This window comes from Microcoleus sp. D2_18a_B4, assembly GCF_036702475.1.
In the GTDB taxonomy this organism is placed as follows: Bacteria; Cyanobacteriota; Cyanobacteriia; order Cyanobacteriales; family Microcoleaceae; genus Microcoleus.
The window spans coordinates 76,207-91,411 of sequence record NZ_JAUBTL010000026.1 but is presented as its reverse complement, the minus strand read 5'-3'; the positions used below and the strand labels follow the sequence as shown (position 1 = coordinate 91,411).

15 protein-coding genes are annotated in these 15,205 nt (G+C 46.2%); 6 read left to right on the top strand and 9 right to left on the bottom strand.

Annotated features, from left to right (window positions below):
• Positions 1-72: 72 nt before the first annotated feature.
• From QUB04_RS16790 to QUB04_RS16780, 3 genes are all read right to left on the bottom strand, one after another.
• Complete coding sequence (locus tag QUB04_RS16790) at positions 73-849, bottom strand: DUF1350 family protein (protein ID WP_333285996.1); 777 nt, start codon at positions 847-849, stop codon at positions 73-75.
• 152 nt (positions 850-1,001) lie between these two features.
• Positions 1,002-1,208: a hypothetical protein gene (locus QUB04_RS16785; protein WP_333285994.1), complete on the bottom strand. Its 207-nt coding sequence runs from the start codon at positions 1,206-1,208 to the stop codon at positions 1,002-1,004.
• Between the two features lie 253 nt (positions 1,209-1,461).
• Positions 1,462-2,493: a glycosyltransferase family 2 protein gene (locus QUB04_RS16780; protein WP_333285992.1), complete on the bottom strand. Its 1,032-nt coding sequence runs from the start codon at positions 2,491-2,493 to the stop codon at positions 1,462-1,464.
• Between the two features lie 820 nt (positions 2,494-3,313).
• On the opposite strand from QUB04_RS16780, the gene ggt reads away from it, so the two are divergent.
• From ggt to QUB04_RS16765, 3 genes are all read left to right on the top strand, one after another.
• Positions 3,314-5,041 carry a gamma-glutamyltransferase gene (gene ggt, locus QUB04_RS16775; RefSeq protein WP_333285991.1) on the top strand — a complete coding sequence of 576 codons (1,728 nt, stop codon included), beginning with the start codon at positions 3,314-3,316 and terminating at the stop codon, positions 5,039-5,041.
• 543 nt (positions 5,042-5,584) lie between these two features.
• Positions 5,585-6,466 (top strand): choice-of-anchor L family PEP-CTERM protein, encoded by an 882-nt coding sequence (locus QUB04_RS16770; RefSeq protein WP_333285989.1) that lies wholly within the window; start codon positions 5,585-5,587, stop codon positions 6,464-6,466.
• Complete coding sequence (locus QUB04_RS16765; protein WP_333285987.1) at positions 6,444-6,668, top strand: hypothetical protein; 225 nt, start codon at positions 6,444-6,446, stop codon at positions 6,666-6,668. Before QUB04_RS16770 ends, QUB04_RS16765 begins: the two co-directional genes overlap by 23 nt.
• 447 nt (positions 6,669-7,115) lie before the next feature.
• On the opposite strand, the gene QUB04_RS16760 is transcribed toward QUB04_RS16765, so the two are convergent.
• The 4 genes from QUB04_RS16760 to QUB04_RS16745 all read right to left on the bottom strand — a co-directional run bounded on the left by QUB04_RS16760 (position 7,116) and on the right by QUB04_RS16745 (position 10,773).
• On the bottom strand, positions 7,116-8,318 hold the full coding sequence (locus tag QUB04_RS16760; protein WP_333285985.1) for a pentapeptide repeat-containing protein: 1,203 nt from the start codon (positions 8,316-8,318) through the stop codon (positions 7,116-7,118).
• A 108-nt stretch (positions 8,319-8,426) separates the two neighbouring features.
• Positions 8,427-9,275 (bottom strand): alpha/beta hydrolase, encoded by an 849-nt coding sequence (locus tag QUB04_RS16755; protein WP_333285983.1) that lies wholly within the window; start codon positions 9,273-9,275, stop codon positions 8,427-8,429.
• 195 nt (positions 9,276-9,470) lie between these two features.
• Complete coding sequence (locus QUB04_RS16750; protein ID WP_333285981.1) at positions 9,471-10,196, bottom strand: DUF3120 domain-containing protein; 726 nt, start codon at positions 10,194-10,196, stop codon at positions 9,471-9,473.
• Complete coding sequence (locus QUB04_RS16745; protein WP_333285979.1) at positions 10,189-10,773, bottom strand: hypothetical protein; 585 nt, start codon at positions 10,771-10,773, stop codon at positions 10,189-10,191. Before QUB04_RS16745 ends, QUB04_RS16750 begins: the two co-directional genes overlap by 8 nt.
• Before the next feature lie 579 nt (positions 10,774-11,352).
• On the opposite strand from QUB04_RS16745, the gene QUB04_RS16740 reads away from it, so the two are divergent.
• From QUB04_RS16740 to QUB04_RS16730, 3 genes are all read left to right on the top strand, one after another.
• Positions 11,353-12,576 (top strand): ferrochelatase, encoded by a 1,224-nt coding sequence (locus QUB04_RS16740; RefSeq protein ID WP_333285978.1) that lies wholly within the window; start codon positions 11,353-11,355, stop codon positions 12,574-12,576.
• Between the two features lie 345 nt (positions 12,577-12,921).
• Positions 12,922-13,491, top strand: coding sequence for a hypothetical protein (locus QUB04_RS16735; protein WP_333285976.1), 570 nt, complete (start codon positions 12,922-12,924; stop codon positions 13,489-13,491).
• The gene (locus QUB04_RS16730; RefSeq protein WP_333285974.1) at positions 13,488-14,111 is read left to right on the top strand and encodes a hypothetical protein; all 624 of its coding nucleotides are present in this window, start codon (positions 13,488-13,490) and stop codon (positions 14,109-14,111) included. Before QUB04_RS16735 ends, QUB04_RS16730 begins: the two co-directional genes overlap by 4 nt.
• A gap of 79 nt (positions 14,112-14,190) precedes the next feature.
• Here the strand turns inward: QUB04_RS16730 and QUB04_RS16725 are convergent, their stop codons facing one another.
• Both QUB04_RS16725 and QUB04_RS16720 read right to left on the bottom strand, forming a co-directional pair.
• Entirely contained in the window at positions 14,191-14,460 is a 270-nt protein-coding gene (locus QUB04_RS16725; protein ID WP_333285972.1) for a hypothetical protein, read from the bottom strand.
• A gap of 106 nt (positions 14,461-14,566) precedes the next feature.
• Positions 14,567-15,055 carry a hypothetical protein gene (locus QUB04_RS16720; RefSeq protein WP_333285970.1) on the bottom strand — a complete coding sequence of 163 codons (489 nt, stop codon included), beginning with the start codon at positions 15,053-15,055 and terminating at the stop codon, positions 14,567-14,569.
• Between the last annotated feature and the right edge of the window lie 150 nt (positions 15,056-15,205).

Genomic DNA, 15,205 nt, shown 5'->3' with positions numbered 1-15,205 from the left:
GTTCCGTTCTGAAGGAGAGGTAGGAGTGGTAACGCTCCTATCGACTCTAACTCCGTTGACCGTCAGGTTAGTTCACGATTTAAAATCCTTGGACAGAGGATTAAGCCACAGCAGAATTGTCCGTTTTAATTCATTTAATTCTCGATACACTTCTTGTTTGACCCACTGCCCGATCGCGTCGAATGGCGTAAAAATTTGACCCACAGGCCAGCTAACATCTTGCCCCAAGGGCGTTTGATGGTTGCCCGCTAGAGTCTGAACTGTAATCATGTCAGGAAATCGTGCTTTTAGCAGTTTGGTTAAAAGAAGGGTTTGGTCGATATTGTCGCCGTTAAATTTGACTAAAAGATTGCGCCGGATTTGATAGCTATTTTGGACAAGGCGATTAGTCTCTTGCGGAGACGGGGTAAACTCGACGTTAAAGACGGGGGAAATTTGCTCGACGATGGGGATTGCTTCGGATGCCGCATAATTATTGAAAGAGATCAGAATATTGCCTGCCCTTTCTACGTCAAATACAGAACCGATCAGCAAGTGCAGTTTGCATCCCATGCTGTGTCCCATCCCGTAAATGGGGAGATAGGAAGATTTGAGCAATTTAGTGGCCCGCAGGCGATCGAGGGCATTTTCAAATTTGTTGAGGACATCGCGGGCGATCGCAATATGATCCAAAGTATTGACAAACGGGGTTGCGACTACAACATATCCTTGATTCCCCAAAGCCTCTAACAGCCAGCGATAGGTCAACTGTGGTGCTGTCGCCACAAATGCACCGCCGAGAAAATGCACGATCGCGATCGGTCTTGAAGGAATTAATACCCAATTGCCAGAAATTTCTTGCCAGTCCATAAATTCAATCTAATTCAAAGTAAAAAGGCGATCGTCCTCTGAACGTAAAAAGCCGAATGTTTTATAAATTTTTGCTTTTATTTTCTGCATCAAAAAGGGGTTGGCTACCCATTTTTTAATTCCAAAAACTTTCCTTTTTACTTATACATTATTTATTTTAACTGTTGTGGGGGTAAATAGCACGGCTGGCGATCGCTGCTATTTGCGCCCTGTATAGGGTTGAAGTTGGCGATCGAATAAATCAAGGCTGACATCCGATCGCGGCTTTCAAAGATTTGTATATGGTGTCCTATCGCACGGCTGCAAGCCGCTGTAGCTGGTATCGCGGGTAATTCACCCGACAGGATATTAACAGTCAAATACGGCTCAAAACCCCCAATATCGTGTATTAATCAGCCCCTGGGCGATCAACTTTGATTCGGCTGTATTGGCAGCACCTAATTTCTCGACTAAACCCGCATATAGCAGTTCTCAATCTTGGTGAGGTATGCCCTATGCCCTATGCCCTATGCCCTATGCCCTATGCCCTATGCCCTATGCCCTATGCCCTATGCCCGCTTATCAAGCGTGCACCTCATGTTACTGAGAAAGGCTATACAACTATAACATCCTTTAGGACAGCCGCCCGATTTCAGACGATCGCTGGGGGTTTAATTGTGGCGAATGACTGATACCTTCTGCGGTTTGATGACTCAAATTTTCGTGAGTCTTCATCCATTTCCACTTGTGCACAGTAGCTTGAGGATTGAGCACTGTGGTAGCGACGCCGTAAACAATAGTCGGCAAAACCTCCCGATTTAACCAACTTTGTCCCAGCTTTCTCATGTAGTGCAGTGCCAAAACTTCTCGAAATTTGTTAAGCTTTTGCAAAAGCGGCAAATTCTTAAAACATAACTCTTCGTACTCCTGGAGTGATAACTCTTTTTCTCCCCGCAAGCGCCGCAGTTGGTTTTCCTTGACACAATCAGAAGCTATTCGCTTCTTCAGCCAGTGCTTATCTGTGAGAGAGTTCCCTCTAATTCGATAATTTCCCAAAGGTTCTTTCGCCGCTAGCAAGCCATACTTTTGAGCAAGTTTGGTAAATAACTCTGTATCTTCTCCTACCTCCCAATCTTCTGGAAACCCGCCTTCTTGGAGTAGAATAGAGCGATCGACTACAACAGAAGACGGGAAAACCCAAGGACTTTCGCCTGTCTCCTTAATCGCCTGCATTTCTGCTTTAGTTGTAGGATAGGTGGGAATATAACTCAACTTGTTGCCGCGCTTGTCTAAATACCGCAAAGCGTGAGCCACAGATTTGACTTCGGGATTGTCTGCGAGCATCTTCAAACAAACTTCTAACTTATTGGGTTCCCAGGTATCGTCGCTGTCGATAAACGCTACATACTCGCCTGTGGCGCGATATATCATTAAATTTCTCGCCTTAGAAACCCCGTAATTTTGGGGATTCCGAAAGTATTGAATTCGGGAATCTTGCTCTACCAGCTTCGCAGCAACTTTGTCAGTAGCGTCAGTAGAGCAGTCATCAACAATTAAAATTTCTAGATTCTTGTGGGTGCCATTGAGTACGGAGGCAACTGTCTCGGCCAGAGTGTCGGCAGCATTGAATGCAGGAATGATTACACTGACTTTTTGGCTGTTCATAACTTGCATTAAGGTGTGGTTTGGTAGTTGTGCGCCGAAGTATAGTCTCGAAGCAGACACTCTGACTCATTTACTTGCAAGTACCTGTAGTAAGGAAACTTGCCTACATACTGCCAATATAACAGGTTTACGGACATCAGTGCGATCTGCCATAAGGAGGGGACAGCCCTTAGCAGGCGGAGTGCAGACTATTATTTGGCGGGCCATTTTTCTGACACAAAGGCGACGGGTGCGAGGGATTGAGGGTTTTTACCGGAGACTGGAATTGTCCTAAATTCGAGCGCATCTTTTAAGTCTGCTATAGCAATCCTAAATCATTGGTGAATTTCTTACTCCCGAGCAAGCGGGTTCGGGGAGGGTTGGGGTGGGGTAAAAAATTTACGACTCCTGCAAGGATTGCTATATGTGTTGCATTACCCTAGCCATTACCTAAAATACGGAGGGTTTTGCTGTTGCTAAATCACGCTCTGAAACACAAATAATTTGAAAATTCATAACCGTGAATCCTGGTTTATATGATTGGCATCTTTAGTTTTTCCTACAGTAAATCAGCCACGCCGTTTTTCTGCGTTAATCAGCTTTTTTCAAATCAGGATTTTCTCAAAAAAGATGCTTTTTCTAACTTGTTTACTTATTAAGTTGCCCTAAGCTGTCCCTCATTTCTTTATTTCTCTTTCACCGCGATCGCCTCTCAGGGTCAAATCGTTTCCCCGTCTGCCATAACAGGTAATTTAGCTGCGATTGAACTCTGTACCGCTAGGTCTTAGGGAACACAAGAGTATAATTATACTATAAAAAAGCCTCTTCTCACCCGTAAAAAATGTTGCCAAATTTCTTGAGTAAAGTGCGAATTTATACTTGTTTCCTAACAGTCTTGGTGTTGGGTGGCTGCCAGCAGCAGCTACAGGCAACGTTGCAGCAACAGCGCAGCAAACAGGGGATGGCAGTTTCAGCTCACCCTCTGGCGAGCGCTGCGGGGCTGGCCGTGCTGCAACAGGGCGGCAATGCAGTGGATGCGGCGGCTGCTACGGCTTTGGCAATTTCTGTGGTGGAGCCTTTTTCGGCGGGTATCGGTGGCGGGGGTTTTTTACTGCTGCGACGGGCCCAAACGGGGACTGTGCAAGCGCTCGATTTCCGGGAACGAGCTCCGAAACGGGCGGCGCGGGATATGTACCTCGACAAGCAAGGGAAGGTGCGCCAAAGGGCAAGTCTGGACGGGCATTTGGCGGCGGGTATTCCGGGTACTGTTGCTGGACTTTATAGGGTGCACCGCGAGTATGGTAAGTTGCCTTGGGCACAGGTGGTGGCGCCGGCGATCGCCCTGGCTGAAAAAGGCTTTCCGGTAAGTTCGCGGTTTACCACGGCTACCGGGCGACGACTGGATGTGCTCAAAAAAAACCGGGCGGCGCGGGAGGTTTTTACTCGCGGTGGCATTTTATACCAGCCGGGGGAGCTTTTGGTACAGCGGGATTTGGCGCGGACTTTGCGGCAGATTGCTGAAAATCCGCAAAGTTTTTATACGGGGGACATTGCGCGGGCGATCGCCACCGATATGGCTAAAAACGGCGGCATTATCACTCTCGAAGATTTGAAAAACTATACGCCGATTTGGCGAAATCCGGTTTGCGGCAACTTTCGCATTTACGAAATTTGCGCGATGTCCCCTCCTTCTTCCGGCGGCGTTCATTTGTTGCAAATCTTAAATATTCTGGGAGATACGGATCTCAAGAGGTTGGGGAGGCAAAGTCCAGATACTTTGCACTTGCTAGCGGAGAGCATGAGGATTGCTTATGCCGATCGGGCTGAGTATTTGGGCGACCCGGATTTTGTGAGGGTACCGGTCAAAGCTCTGACTAGCACCAATTATGCCAAATTCAGACGATCGCAAATCCAAATGTCAAAAGCCAGACCCTCCAGCGAGGTAAAAGCTGTTGACGCTGAAACTTTGAGTCGCTTTGTGTGGGAGTCTCCTGAAACTACCCACCTCACGGTAGTTGACAAAGAGCGCAATGTGGTATCCTTGACTTTTACGGTGAATGGCGGTTTTGGGGCGGGAGTCGTGGCTGCGGGTACGGGAATTTTGCTCAACAACGAGATGGATGATTTTGCAGTCGCGCCGGGAGTGCCGAATTTGTTTGGTTTGATGGGCGGGGAGGCAAATTCGATCGCCCCAGGGAAGACTCCTTTATCGAGCATGACGCCGGTCATCGTGACAGAAAATGGCAAATTTCGTCTGGCTGCGGGGGCTCCCGGAGGCAGCACGATTATTACCACGGTGCTGCAAATTGTGCTTAATGTGTTGGTTTATGACATGAATGTCGGCGAGGCTGTGTCTGCACCTCGCGTACACCACCAGTGGCTGCCCGATCGGCTGAGGGTGGAACGGGGAGGTTTTGAGGCTGCGACGCTTTCGGAGTTGCGGCGGCGGGGACACCAGATTGTCGAAGGTGAGGGCTGGGGCAATGCCAATGCGATCGTCCTGACTGCAGACGGTTGGTTGGAAGGGGCTGCCGATCGGCGCGGGGAAGGAGAAGCAAGGGGGTTTTAGTCATGAGTCAGTCGATTAGAGATTTTAGATTTTAGACGGGGGCGAGCCGTCGAGCCGCGCGAGCGTCGAAGGATTTTATATCTACTCCACAGATGAATCGATGAATCTGGGATGTGGAACTAGGGTCAAAAATTTTGTTCTCTCTACGACAGGAATCGGGGGCTTGTATAGTTTTTTTGGGCGAGGTCATCTTTCATGACTCATGAGTCATTAGCTATTAGTCATTAGTCATTAGTCATTAGTCATTAGTCATTAGTCATTAGTCATTGGGGAGAGCGCCAACGGTATCAAAACCGGGGTTTTTGGGTTTCCCGTGCGTCAGTCATGAAATTATTAGTCTGTGTACGTGTATTTTTGAATCCGTATTTTTGCCATGAGGTTTATAGGCTGACTAATTGCCAGGAAGTACCAAAAAATTTAACCACAGAAAGCGTATATACACTTATGTGTAAAGTTATTGTAAAGGCACTAGACATTGATACTTATATAATGTAAAAATTAAGTTGTGCATAGGATCAGGTGTGTATCTTCCAGGAAAAATTTATGATAATTACTCACAAAATTGCTGCCTTAACAGCTACATTAACTACTGCTCTGAGTTTGTTGGCAGCGCCAGCAATGGCATTTTCGGTAGGGGCAACTAATAACACTGCGACTTTAATAAATAATTTATTGGGGGCTAATACAGCCGGGTTGAGTAATTTCTCTGTTTCAATTACGGGGAATTCGGCTGCTTTTGGTACTTTCACTAATGACCCCTTCGGTTTGACATCAGGTGTTGTTCTGAGCACTGGTAGAGTCGCCGATATACCGGGTACGAATCAGACAGATAACTTCACGATAAAGGACAGCGATTTAAGCACGGACTTTGGTGCTAAGGGTGAACGGGGGGATGTGACTCAGCTAAACCTCAGCTTTTTTGCTGATAGCACGGTTCAAAAGTTGTTCTTTGAATATGTATTTGCTTCTGAGGAGTTTCCTGAGTTCGGCGCTTATGAAGAATATAATGACGATTTTGAACTGCTGCTGAACGGCACTAATTTGGCCCAATTGAGCGACGGAAAAACAGTTACGATTAATAATCTGGTTCCAGATCCATATAATCGCTCTACATATCACCCAGACTATATTGACAACCCAAGTTTGACAGGTATTGCTGCTAACATTGTTAAGCTCGACGGTTTTACTAAAGTTTTAGGTTTTGAGGGTTTGCTCAAGCAAAATCAGACGAATGTTCTCAGCATCCGCATTAAAGATGTGGGCGATGGCTATTTAGATTCTGCTGTATTTATTAAAGGCGGTTCTGTGGGGACGGTTCAACCTGAGCCGGTTCCCGAACCGATGACTGTGGGGGGTTTGATGGCGGGAGGCGCTATGCTGGCTGCTGGACGAAAGTTACGCAATGGCCGTGGCGGAAGTAATTAATAGGAAGGAAGAAGGAAGTTCGGCAACGGATTCTGTAACGGATGTAACGGATGTAACGGATGTCCGGAAGAAGGAAGAAGGAAGTTCGGCAACGGATTCTGTAACGGATGTAACGGATGTAACGGATGTAACGGATGTAACGGATGTCGGGAAGAAGGAAGAAGGAAAAACAGAACAGGAACCATTTTGGCGGTTGCTGTAATATGAATCTCGATTAGCCGTGTCGGAGACAGAAAGGGGGTTTGATGAACGAAAAGACCTCGTTGCAGTTGTTGAACCGGGTCAAAAAACTCGGTTTGTGCGATCGCGATCGCGTAATATCATGTCAAGTAATTTAAGCATTATGGGTACGCAGCGAGGAATGCAAGTCCTCATACAATTCTGACGACGAATGCCCTCACTACGAACCAATTTTCTTGCGGTTGTTCTAGCGGACAGAATATATAGCGGTTCTCAAGCGTGGTGAGGTATGCCCTATGCCCTATGCCCTATGCCCTATGCCCTATGCCCATGAGTACCTCATCTTTCTGAGAAAGGCTATAAGTTTTTATCCCAAATTCGCAAAGGGCGGATTTTTTTGTATTTGGAGTTGCAGCAAATATTGCGGGTAAAACCCGCGTCTACAACCACTGACTAAAAACTAAATAATTTAGCTATGAACAGTACCGTCGGGTAAGATTGTACCTGTTAATGTAGTCCGGGTAAGTTTGACCATAACTCGATCGCCGTAACCGATTTTCGCTCCTGTTAAGTCAGCACCGCTCAAGTCAGCACCGCTCAAATCGGCTCCGATTAAGTTGGTTTCTCTCAAGTTGGCATTGATCAAACAAGCTCCTAACAAATTGGCCCTGAACAAGTTTGCTTGGTGCAAATTCGCGCCTGTGAGATTGACGTTGTGTAGAAAAGCATCACTTAAGTCGGCTTCACTCAGGTTTGCATTGCTCAAGTTTCTTCCAGAAAAATCCTTTTCTTTTAAGGAAGCTCCTTGGAAGTTGGAACCGCTCAAATCGGGAGCTTGCGGCCCCGCTTGGCGGTAAGACTGAGATGGCGGCGGCTGCGATTGGTAGCGGGACGCCTCTGAATAGGGCCCTGCAGGGTTTCCCCCATAGTTTCCCGGATAATTTCCAGGATATTTTCCTGAAGAGGGTTCAGAAGAGTAGCGGGGCTCTTTTGGGTTGGCCGGTGGGGGCTGGGTGTTTTGCTGCTGGGTGTTTGGATACTGAGTATTTCTGTACTGATTGTTTTGGTACTGAGTGTTTTGGTACTGAGTATTGGGTTGCTGAGTGTTTTGGTACTGAGTGTTTTGGTACTGAGTATTGGGTTGCTGGGTATTTTGTTGCTGGGTATTTTGTTGCTGGGTATTTTGTTGCTGGGTGTTTCTGTACTGAGTATTTTGTTGCTGGGTATTTTGTTGCTGGGTATTTTGTTGCTGGGTATTTTGTTGCTGAGTATTTCTGTACTGGGTATTTTGTTGCTGAGTAGTTTGTTGCTGAGTGTTTCTGTACTGAGCGTTTTGTTGCTGGGTAGTTTGTTGCTGAGTGTTTCTGTACTGAGCGTTTTGTTGCTGGGTGTGTTTGTGCTGGGTGTTTTGGTGCTGGGTGTGTTTGTGCTGAGTATGTTTGTGCTGAACGTTCTGATTCTGACCTCTTGGTTGAATCGATCGCAATTGTTCGCGAGCTTGATTAATTTCCTTAATCTTTTCTTCAGCTTTCTGTAGTAGTCTGGGATTGTCTTTGGGGATGCGATCGGGGTGCCAAATGAACGCTAAATCCTTGTAGGCTTGGCTAATTTCTTCTCTGGAAGCTCCCGGCAACAGTCCCAGCACTTTATAGTATTGGTCGAGGTCGTTCATTGTACCACCTTTCGCTTTAAGAAATTAGGAATTAAAAATTAAGATCGGAGCAAAAGCCGTTCTCAAAGCTTGCTTGTCCGATCGTGCATTAGATGAACAATAACTCAGCTAAGCCGCTGCTGGCAAAAATTCTCGAATTCGCTGCAAGTATGTTGCAGCATCCTCCAGCATCGGAAAGTGAGCCGTATTCGGAATTATAACAAATTCTACTTTTTTGCTGAGGGAGGCCGCTTGCTCTCCCATGACGGCGGGGATAATTTGGTCAAATTCTCCGGCAACAAGCAGTGTGGGAACACTCAGCCGCGCAAATTCTTGGGGCATTTCCTCGGCTGCTCTTTTGCTGACGGCTGTCACCATTGTACCTATAGCAGCTTGCTCGTCTGCCATTAAAAAATCCTTGAGAAACGCCAGACTGACCTCTGTGGGCAGGGAACGGCGCAAAAACCGGGCCATAAATAGCCGATCGGCAAAAGGGATCGATGCCAGCCAAGATGGTCTAAATTTTACCACATAGCCACCGAATTTGTGAAAAGTTGTAAAAGATTTTTCATCGTATTCAAAAATCCCGCTGCAAGTGAGAATTGCTTTTTCTACTTTTTCAGGGTAAAGGTTGAGAAATAAAGTAGCAATTGATGCACCTGTAGAGTGAGCATTGAGAAAGACGCGGCTTAAATTCAGAGATTCTAATAATTCCGCTAAGTCGTGGGCATAGGTTTCGAGTTCGTAGCTGGACTCAGGAGGCTCTTTTGGCAAGGGCGATCGACCAAAACCTCTCATATCGTAAAGCAAACAATCAAAATCATCAGCAATAGCCCGGGCCGTGCTTTCCCAGTAGCGCGCTGAACCCGCCCAGCCGTGCATAAATACCATCACTGGTTTGCCGCTGGGTTGGGTACTGTTATCTGCCGTTATCCACTCGTAATAATGTTCTACACCGCGAATTGAAATGAAAGACATGATATTGATTTTGGATTCTGAGATTTTAGATTTTAGATTTTAACTCATAATTGTTCAGTAAATACCAAAATTCCCGCCTTCTTAAAGAAGTCAGGAATCTCAAGACTACACCCATCAAAAAAATCTGCGTTAATCTGCGTCAATCCGCCGACATCTGCGGTCAAAAATTACCAACATAGGAACCAATCATAAATCTTAAGCCGCAGAAGCAGCCAGCCAAAATAAACCATCTACCAAAAGCGTGCTTAACACCGCGCCGCTAAACGCGCGCCAGTGCAGTTGCGTGCCGCGCAAACTCAGCAAACCGACTGTTAGCAACACAGCGATTAAAACTAGAGCACACCCTATGCCCCAAGGAGTTTCAATTTGACCGATCGCACTTTGAAAAATCGGCATTGCTAATTCCGGTTCCGCGTGCATCACTTGCCGCCAGTAGGGCATCAAGCCTGTTAAGTAAAAATATAAATCAGTAATGGCAGTGCCAAATAGCGAACCCAAGTAAAAATAGCTGCCAACTTTTCCCCAAGATTTACCCAAGCACCAAATCGCAAAAGGCAAGCCAATTGCTTCTATAGGTAGATGTAAAATAGGTTCCCATCTAAACCAGCCCCAATAGATAGAACCTGCCAACCAACATCCGGCAAATCCTAATAATAAATCTCCCCAAAGTTGTGTTTTTGGCCGGAAAATTAGGATTAAACTCAGAACGAACCAGGGGATAGTTGACAGCAAACTGATGGTTGGATATAAGCGAACTAAGGGTGCTTGCACGAAGACTGGAATTGAGACTAAAAATGCTGAGGCACTAAATATCAACCACTGTTTGATGCTGTTGGTTGTGGCTGAAGTGAGAGAATTGTCTAGGCGGGCGATGGTGGCAATAGGTGCGATCGCTGAGGATACTAAATTTAGATTAAACAACTGATTGGACTCCGTATTGTTTCAATAGGTGGACTAAAAATTTTGCTGCGGTTGTGGGTGCGACAGTCTCAATGCCGGCGGCGGTGTGGCTGACGTGCCAGCCTTTTGCCGTTTGGGGAGTTCGCCATAAATCCAAATGTTCGATCGCGGGATCTGCATAAAAGCTTTCTCCATCGCCACCGAGAATTGCTGAACTCCAGTGCGTAAAGCGATCGTGGCTGATTCGGTGGATCGGAAAATTGCCCCCCAGGGGTACTCCCCAACCGTCTAAGGCAAAAAATGCCCCGACTTTGCCGCCGAGTTGCTGCCACATCCAAGCCGCCCCGATCGCCCCGGCTACTCCTGCCGAAAAGCTGACAAATACTAGACTTTCTCCTGCTAACTCTTCCCTGCACAAAAAGTGCAATATGTCAAGAGCCGAGAAAGGTGGATATTTATGAGCGGGAAAAATCTTGACACGATCGACTATTTGCTGGTTTTGGCGATCGGCTGCCAGTCCCCAAAGCCCCGAAAGTCCCGCCAGGAAACAGTCGGTTAGCTTTGGTTCGTGGAATCCGGGGCAAATTACCAGTCTCATAGTTCGTCAAGAAAGTTAATATAGTTCGCAACATAACTTTATCATATAGCTATTATATCATATACTACCCCAGGGGATAGGGTGTTAAAGTTATAATAGAGTCAAGTTTGAAGAGTATCCCCCCAAGTTAAAAGCTGGGAACGCTCCAAACGGCATTAATCTGAGGCAAGGTCAGGGAGTCTTAAGAAAACATAAAAGTTATCCCCCCCCGCCCCATGCCCTGTCAAGCTTAGCAAAGGCTGATTCTAGTTTTAAGCGGTTCTGTATTTAGATTTAACTTTTGGGGCGGCGTCGAAGCTGAGCCGACAAAAGCTTAAAGAAACAGGATTGTGAAAATTAGACGCCTGCCAGCTTAGCTGCCCTACGAATTTCGGGTCAAGGTCAAAAAACCGACTTAGGACTGATGCTCATCAATCCGGTTTCTAGGATAAATAAGAGGTTTGACCGGGAAGTATGGGCCAAGAAACCGGGAATCAGCCCCGCGCACGTCAGTCGTGCGATCGCACACAATGAAAAATCTCCGATTCCCCCTTCATCCTGCCTGGATCTCTTAGAATAAATAAAATTGAGGAATACAAAGTGGTTGCTTCTCCAGAAAAAATCGATTTCAAAACATCTGCAGCACCCGCAAGTAACGATCGGGTTGCTGTATTGCTGATGGGTTACGGCGAAGTCGAAAGCTACGACGATTTTGCCAACTACAACGAACAAGCTTTAAATTTGCTTACGGCAAAGTTTGCGCCAGTACCGCTTTGGATTTATCCGCCGCTGGCGAAGATTTTAGCAATCTTTGACTTGCACGAGTGGAGTCACCAACACGGTCAATTCGTTTCGCCGCACAATGCAATTTTTGAACAGCAGCGCGCTGGGATTGAAAAGAATTTACAGGAAAAATGGGGCGATAAAGTAAAAGTGTTCAAAGCTTTTAACTTTTGCGCGCCGTTTTTGCCGGAACAAGTAATTCCTCAAATTCAAGCAGAAGGATTTGACAAAATTCTGATTTATCCGCTGTTGGTAGTTGATTCTGTTTTCACCAGCGGCATTGCAGTCGAACAGGTGAATAAAGCTTTAGCACAAACCTTTGATGGTAAGGAACATTGGGTAAAAGGACAGCGCTACATTCCTTCTTTTTACGATGAACCTGCTTACATCCAGCTAATGGCGGATTTGGTTGAAGAGGAAATTAAGAATGATTTAGCTGTAGCGCATTTGCCTTCTCAGATTGGGATTGTGCTGATGAATCACGGTTGTCCGCACAAGGCGAAGGGCTTTACTTCGGGAATTGTGGAAAGTCAAGCTTTGTACGATCGCGTGCGGGAACGTTTGATGTATCGCTATCCTTTGATTTCGGTGGGTTGGCTGAACCACGACACACCGCTGATTGAATGGACGCAGCCGGATGCGACGTTGGCTGCGAAGAATTTGATTGATTTGGGTGCAACTGCGATCGTCTTTATGCCGATCGGATTTGCGACAGAAAATCACGAAACTTTGTTAGATGTAGACCACATTATTGAGTCTTTGCAGAAACAGCGTAAAGGAGTTACTTACCGCAAATTGCCTTGCGTTAACGACCATCCAGAGTTTCTGAAAATGGCAGCCGAGTGGGCAAATCCGCAGATTGAAGCGTTGTTGAGTGAAACTGCGGTTGCTGTTAATCCGAGTTTGGCTTCCGCGCAGCGCGAGCACGCGCATTCTCATGAAGGGCACGGTCATTCTCATGGGGATCACGGACACAATCACGGTGGGCATTCTCATGGTGATCACGGGCATTCTCATGGCGGGCACGGGCACAGTCACTAATTGAGTCGTTGGGTGGGGGCGGGTTTATTATATTGTTGGTTTCCAACATAGATGGCTGGTAAAACCCGCCCCTACCATGCCCTGTAGGGGCGGGTTTTACAGATAATATTTGAGGCTCACAAACAATCTAGATAAACCCGCCCCGGTTATACTAATTGAGTGCGTGAGTTCGATTAATTTAGGTGAAAAGGTCGATCGTCCTTTGGTGTTTTTAGGGAAAGGGCGATCGGCTTTTTTATCAGTGCTGTAGGGTGCAATGTACCGCCATCAGATATCTTTAAAATAGATACTTATCGTTTGTCAAGTACAATGGGATTAGTTAGGTAATGAGAATGGTATTGGATCGTGCCACAGTATTTTGGGGATGCTAATCAGAAAGAAATCCGTCAATATGCAGAAATTATCGCCATGACGGATGATGTATATAAAATTGCTAATTATCTAGAGATTTCTGAACAAATTATCCGCCAAGTTAAAGAACACATATTTATCAAGGAACACGAGCTTGATATTCCAAATGACGAGACAAATACTATTAGCCGTGTCCGAGCTAATTTTACACCTGATGGTGAGATTGCTGACTTATGGATAAGTGCAAAAAATGGTGAGCTACAACCGAGAGAACTTATCAAGTTTAAGCGGTTGATAGCCCACGAGTACATAGAGCAAGCACTAATGGCTGATGGACTTCCTTATCGATCGCCTGAAGCTTGGACAGAGCATCCAATATGCGGTTTTGGCAACTGGCCCACCCCAGAGCATTTCGGAGCACACGATATAGCTCCCAATATTGGGAGGCCCAGCCCATTTTCTCACTGGGTTAATATAATAGGTAAGTCAGCGGAAGGACTGATGCTTGCTGACAACCTCTCAAATCTTGATGAGTTGCTTGAAGCTATTAGAGAAAAAATATGACTGCAAAAACAATTACTGATACTGCACTAGAGCGAATTTTAGCAATTAAATGGGAGCCTGACGATAGTCGCGTTAACTCTCATATTGCCCTTTTGCGAGAATACTTGAGGCGTGCGGCACTGTGGGCAAAGGCTTTAGATTGTACAGATGAATGGCCGTTTTTTGATGTGGCTGCTCATATCTGCCCTTTAGAATGTGCCGATGATACTAAGGTTAAAGTGCTTAAGACTCATTTCACAGAGACACCGTTTTATGTGGCGGGTATGATTGAGAAAACCTGCGAGTGGTTCCTCCATTGGGAGCGGGTGAAAAATTTACCAAAAGTTAGTGAATTTACTTTACCTGAACCCTACGAACCTCTAATCATAATGTATGAACGCGGTGGCATATTCTCTATGGAACATGGATTTTTTGATTTTGCTGTTGGGAGTTTTCCTAGAGGTAAATGGCAGCAATATGACGAAAAAATTGCAGCAGAGTGGGCAAATCCGCAGATTGAAGCGTTGTTGAGTGAAAGTGCGGTGGCTGTTAATCCGAGTTTGGCTGTGGCGAACCGCGAGCACACGCATTCTCATAGCGATCGCGGGCATCTTCATAGCGATAGCGGGCACAGTCATTAATTGACGGAAAAGTCGATCGCCCCTTGCTTTTTTTTAGAGAAGGGGCGATCGGCTTTTTTATAAGCAGGTGTGAATCCTGCTACCGGAGCTCTTGGAGCTGGTTGTAATTCTGGGGTACTGGCGTATTCAAACCCGGTTTCTCAAAGCGGACAGCTTGACCGAGTATCAAAATGACGATCGTCAAGACAACAAAGAAAGACTGCGAACCTTGGAAGGGCTCGACTAATTCATTGATTTTGTAGAAATTGCCGCAGTCGCACAGCCGGATGTTTGAGTCTTCAGGGTGGGAATGCCAATTGCAGGGCAATTTTTTGAGGCTGGAATTGTCTTTGTAAGGGCAGGTAGTCATCTGATTTTTCCTCGTCAAGTAAAGAGTGTTGGTGTATGATGATTGGCAAAATTTAGCTGTGGGGAGGCGATCGCATTTGAGCGTGAAAAATGCGATCGCCAATCGTTTAAGATTCAGTCCGGTTGGGGAAATGAATGTTAAGCGTCATAGTTGGATCGATCGCAGAGCCCGGACAACAGAGATTGTGAGGGCGATAGCGCATCAATTGAGAGAATTGCCCTTTGCTGAGTTTCTGTTCTTGAACCAGTTTCGGCTTACCACCGCGAATTTTGTATTTGCTGTCAATTGCTGCTTCGCCGGCAATCAAAATATTCACGTTGTACCAAGAATCGTGACAGTGAATGCCGGTATCTGTTGCTGGTGGTAGGTGGATGAGAAGCATCTCGAACAAGCAGCAGGAAAACAGCCGGATATAGCTGTAGCCGCGCCAGTGAGTCTCGATTAGTTCTGGACAAAGTTGTTGCAGTTGCGACCACTTCTGGCTGGAAGTGTTGGCTTGGCAGAGAATAAGGAGAATTGGCATCCACGGGATGATTCGGTGGATCTGTCGCTGGTTTTGCGACGGGCGATCTTCATGTAGAGATAAGTTGTCCATGATATCTTGGAGGTATGTTTATTTTTGACTAGCGGCGATTCCTCTGTGGAAAGCCGTTTTTTGTTGTGAGAGCACAGTGCCATTTTGCTGTGTGTCAGCATCTGGCCTGGCGTTCCCAGTGAACTTAATATCAAAATAAACGACACCTCA

Excerpts from the sequence above, each read along its gene's own strand:
- QUB04_RS16790 (WP_333285996.1), bottom strand. The coding sequence starts at position 849 with ATGGACTGGCAAGAAATTTCTGGCAATTGGGTATTAATTCCTTCAAGA.
- QUB04_RS16780 (WP_333285992.1), bottom strand. The coding sequence starts at position 2,493 with ATGAACAGCCAAAAAGTCAGTGTAATCATTCCTGCATTCAATGCTGCC.
- ggt (WP_333285991.1), top strand. The coding sequence starts at position 3,314 with ATGTTGCCAAATTTCTTGAGTAAAGTGCGAATTTATACTTGTTTCCTA.
- QUB04_RS16770 (WP_333285989.1), top strand. The coding sequence starts at position 5,585 with ATGATAATTACTCACAAAATTGCTGCCTTAACAGCTACATTAACTACT.
- QUB04_RS16765 (WP_333285987.1), top strand. The coding sequence starts at position 6,444 with ATGGCCGTGGCGGAAGTAATTAATAGGAAGGAAGAAGGAAGTTCGGCA.
- QUB04_RS16760 (WP_333285985.1), bottom strand. The coding sequence starts at position 8,318 with ATGAACGACCTCGACCAATACTATAAAGTGCTGGGACTGTTGCCGGGA.
- QUB04_RS16755 (WP_333285983.1), bottom strand. The coding sequence starts at position 9,275 with ATGTCTTTCATTTCAATTCGCGGTGTAGAACATTATTACGAGTGGATA.
- QUB04_RS16745 (WP_333285979.1), bottom strand. The coding sequence starts at position 10,773 with ATGAGACTGGTAATTTGCCCCGGATTCCACGAACCAAAGCTAACCGAC.
- QUB04_RS16730 (WP_333285974.1), top strand. The coding sequence starts at position 13,488 with ATGACTGCAAAAACAATTACTGATACTGCACTAGAGCGAATTTTAGCA.
- QUB04_RS16725 (WP_333285972.1), bottom strand. The coding sequence starts at position 14,460 with ATGACTACCTGCCCTTACAAAGACAATTCCAGCCTCAAAAAATTGCCC.
- QUB04_RS16720 (WP_333285970.1), bottom strand. The coding sequence starts at position 15,055 with ATGGACAACTTATCTCTACATGAAGATCGCCCGTCGCAAAACCAGCGA.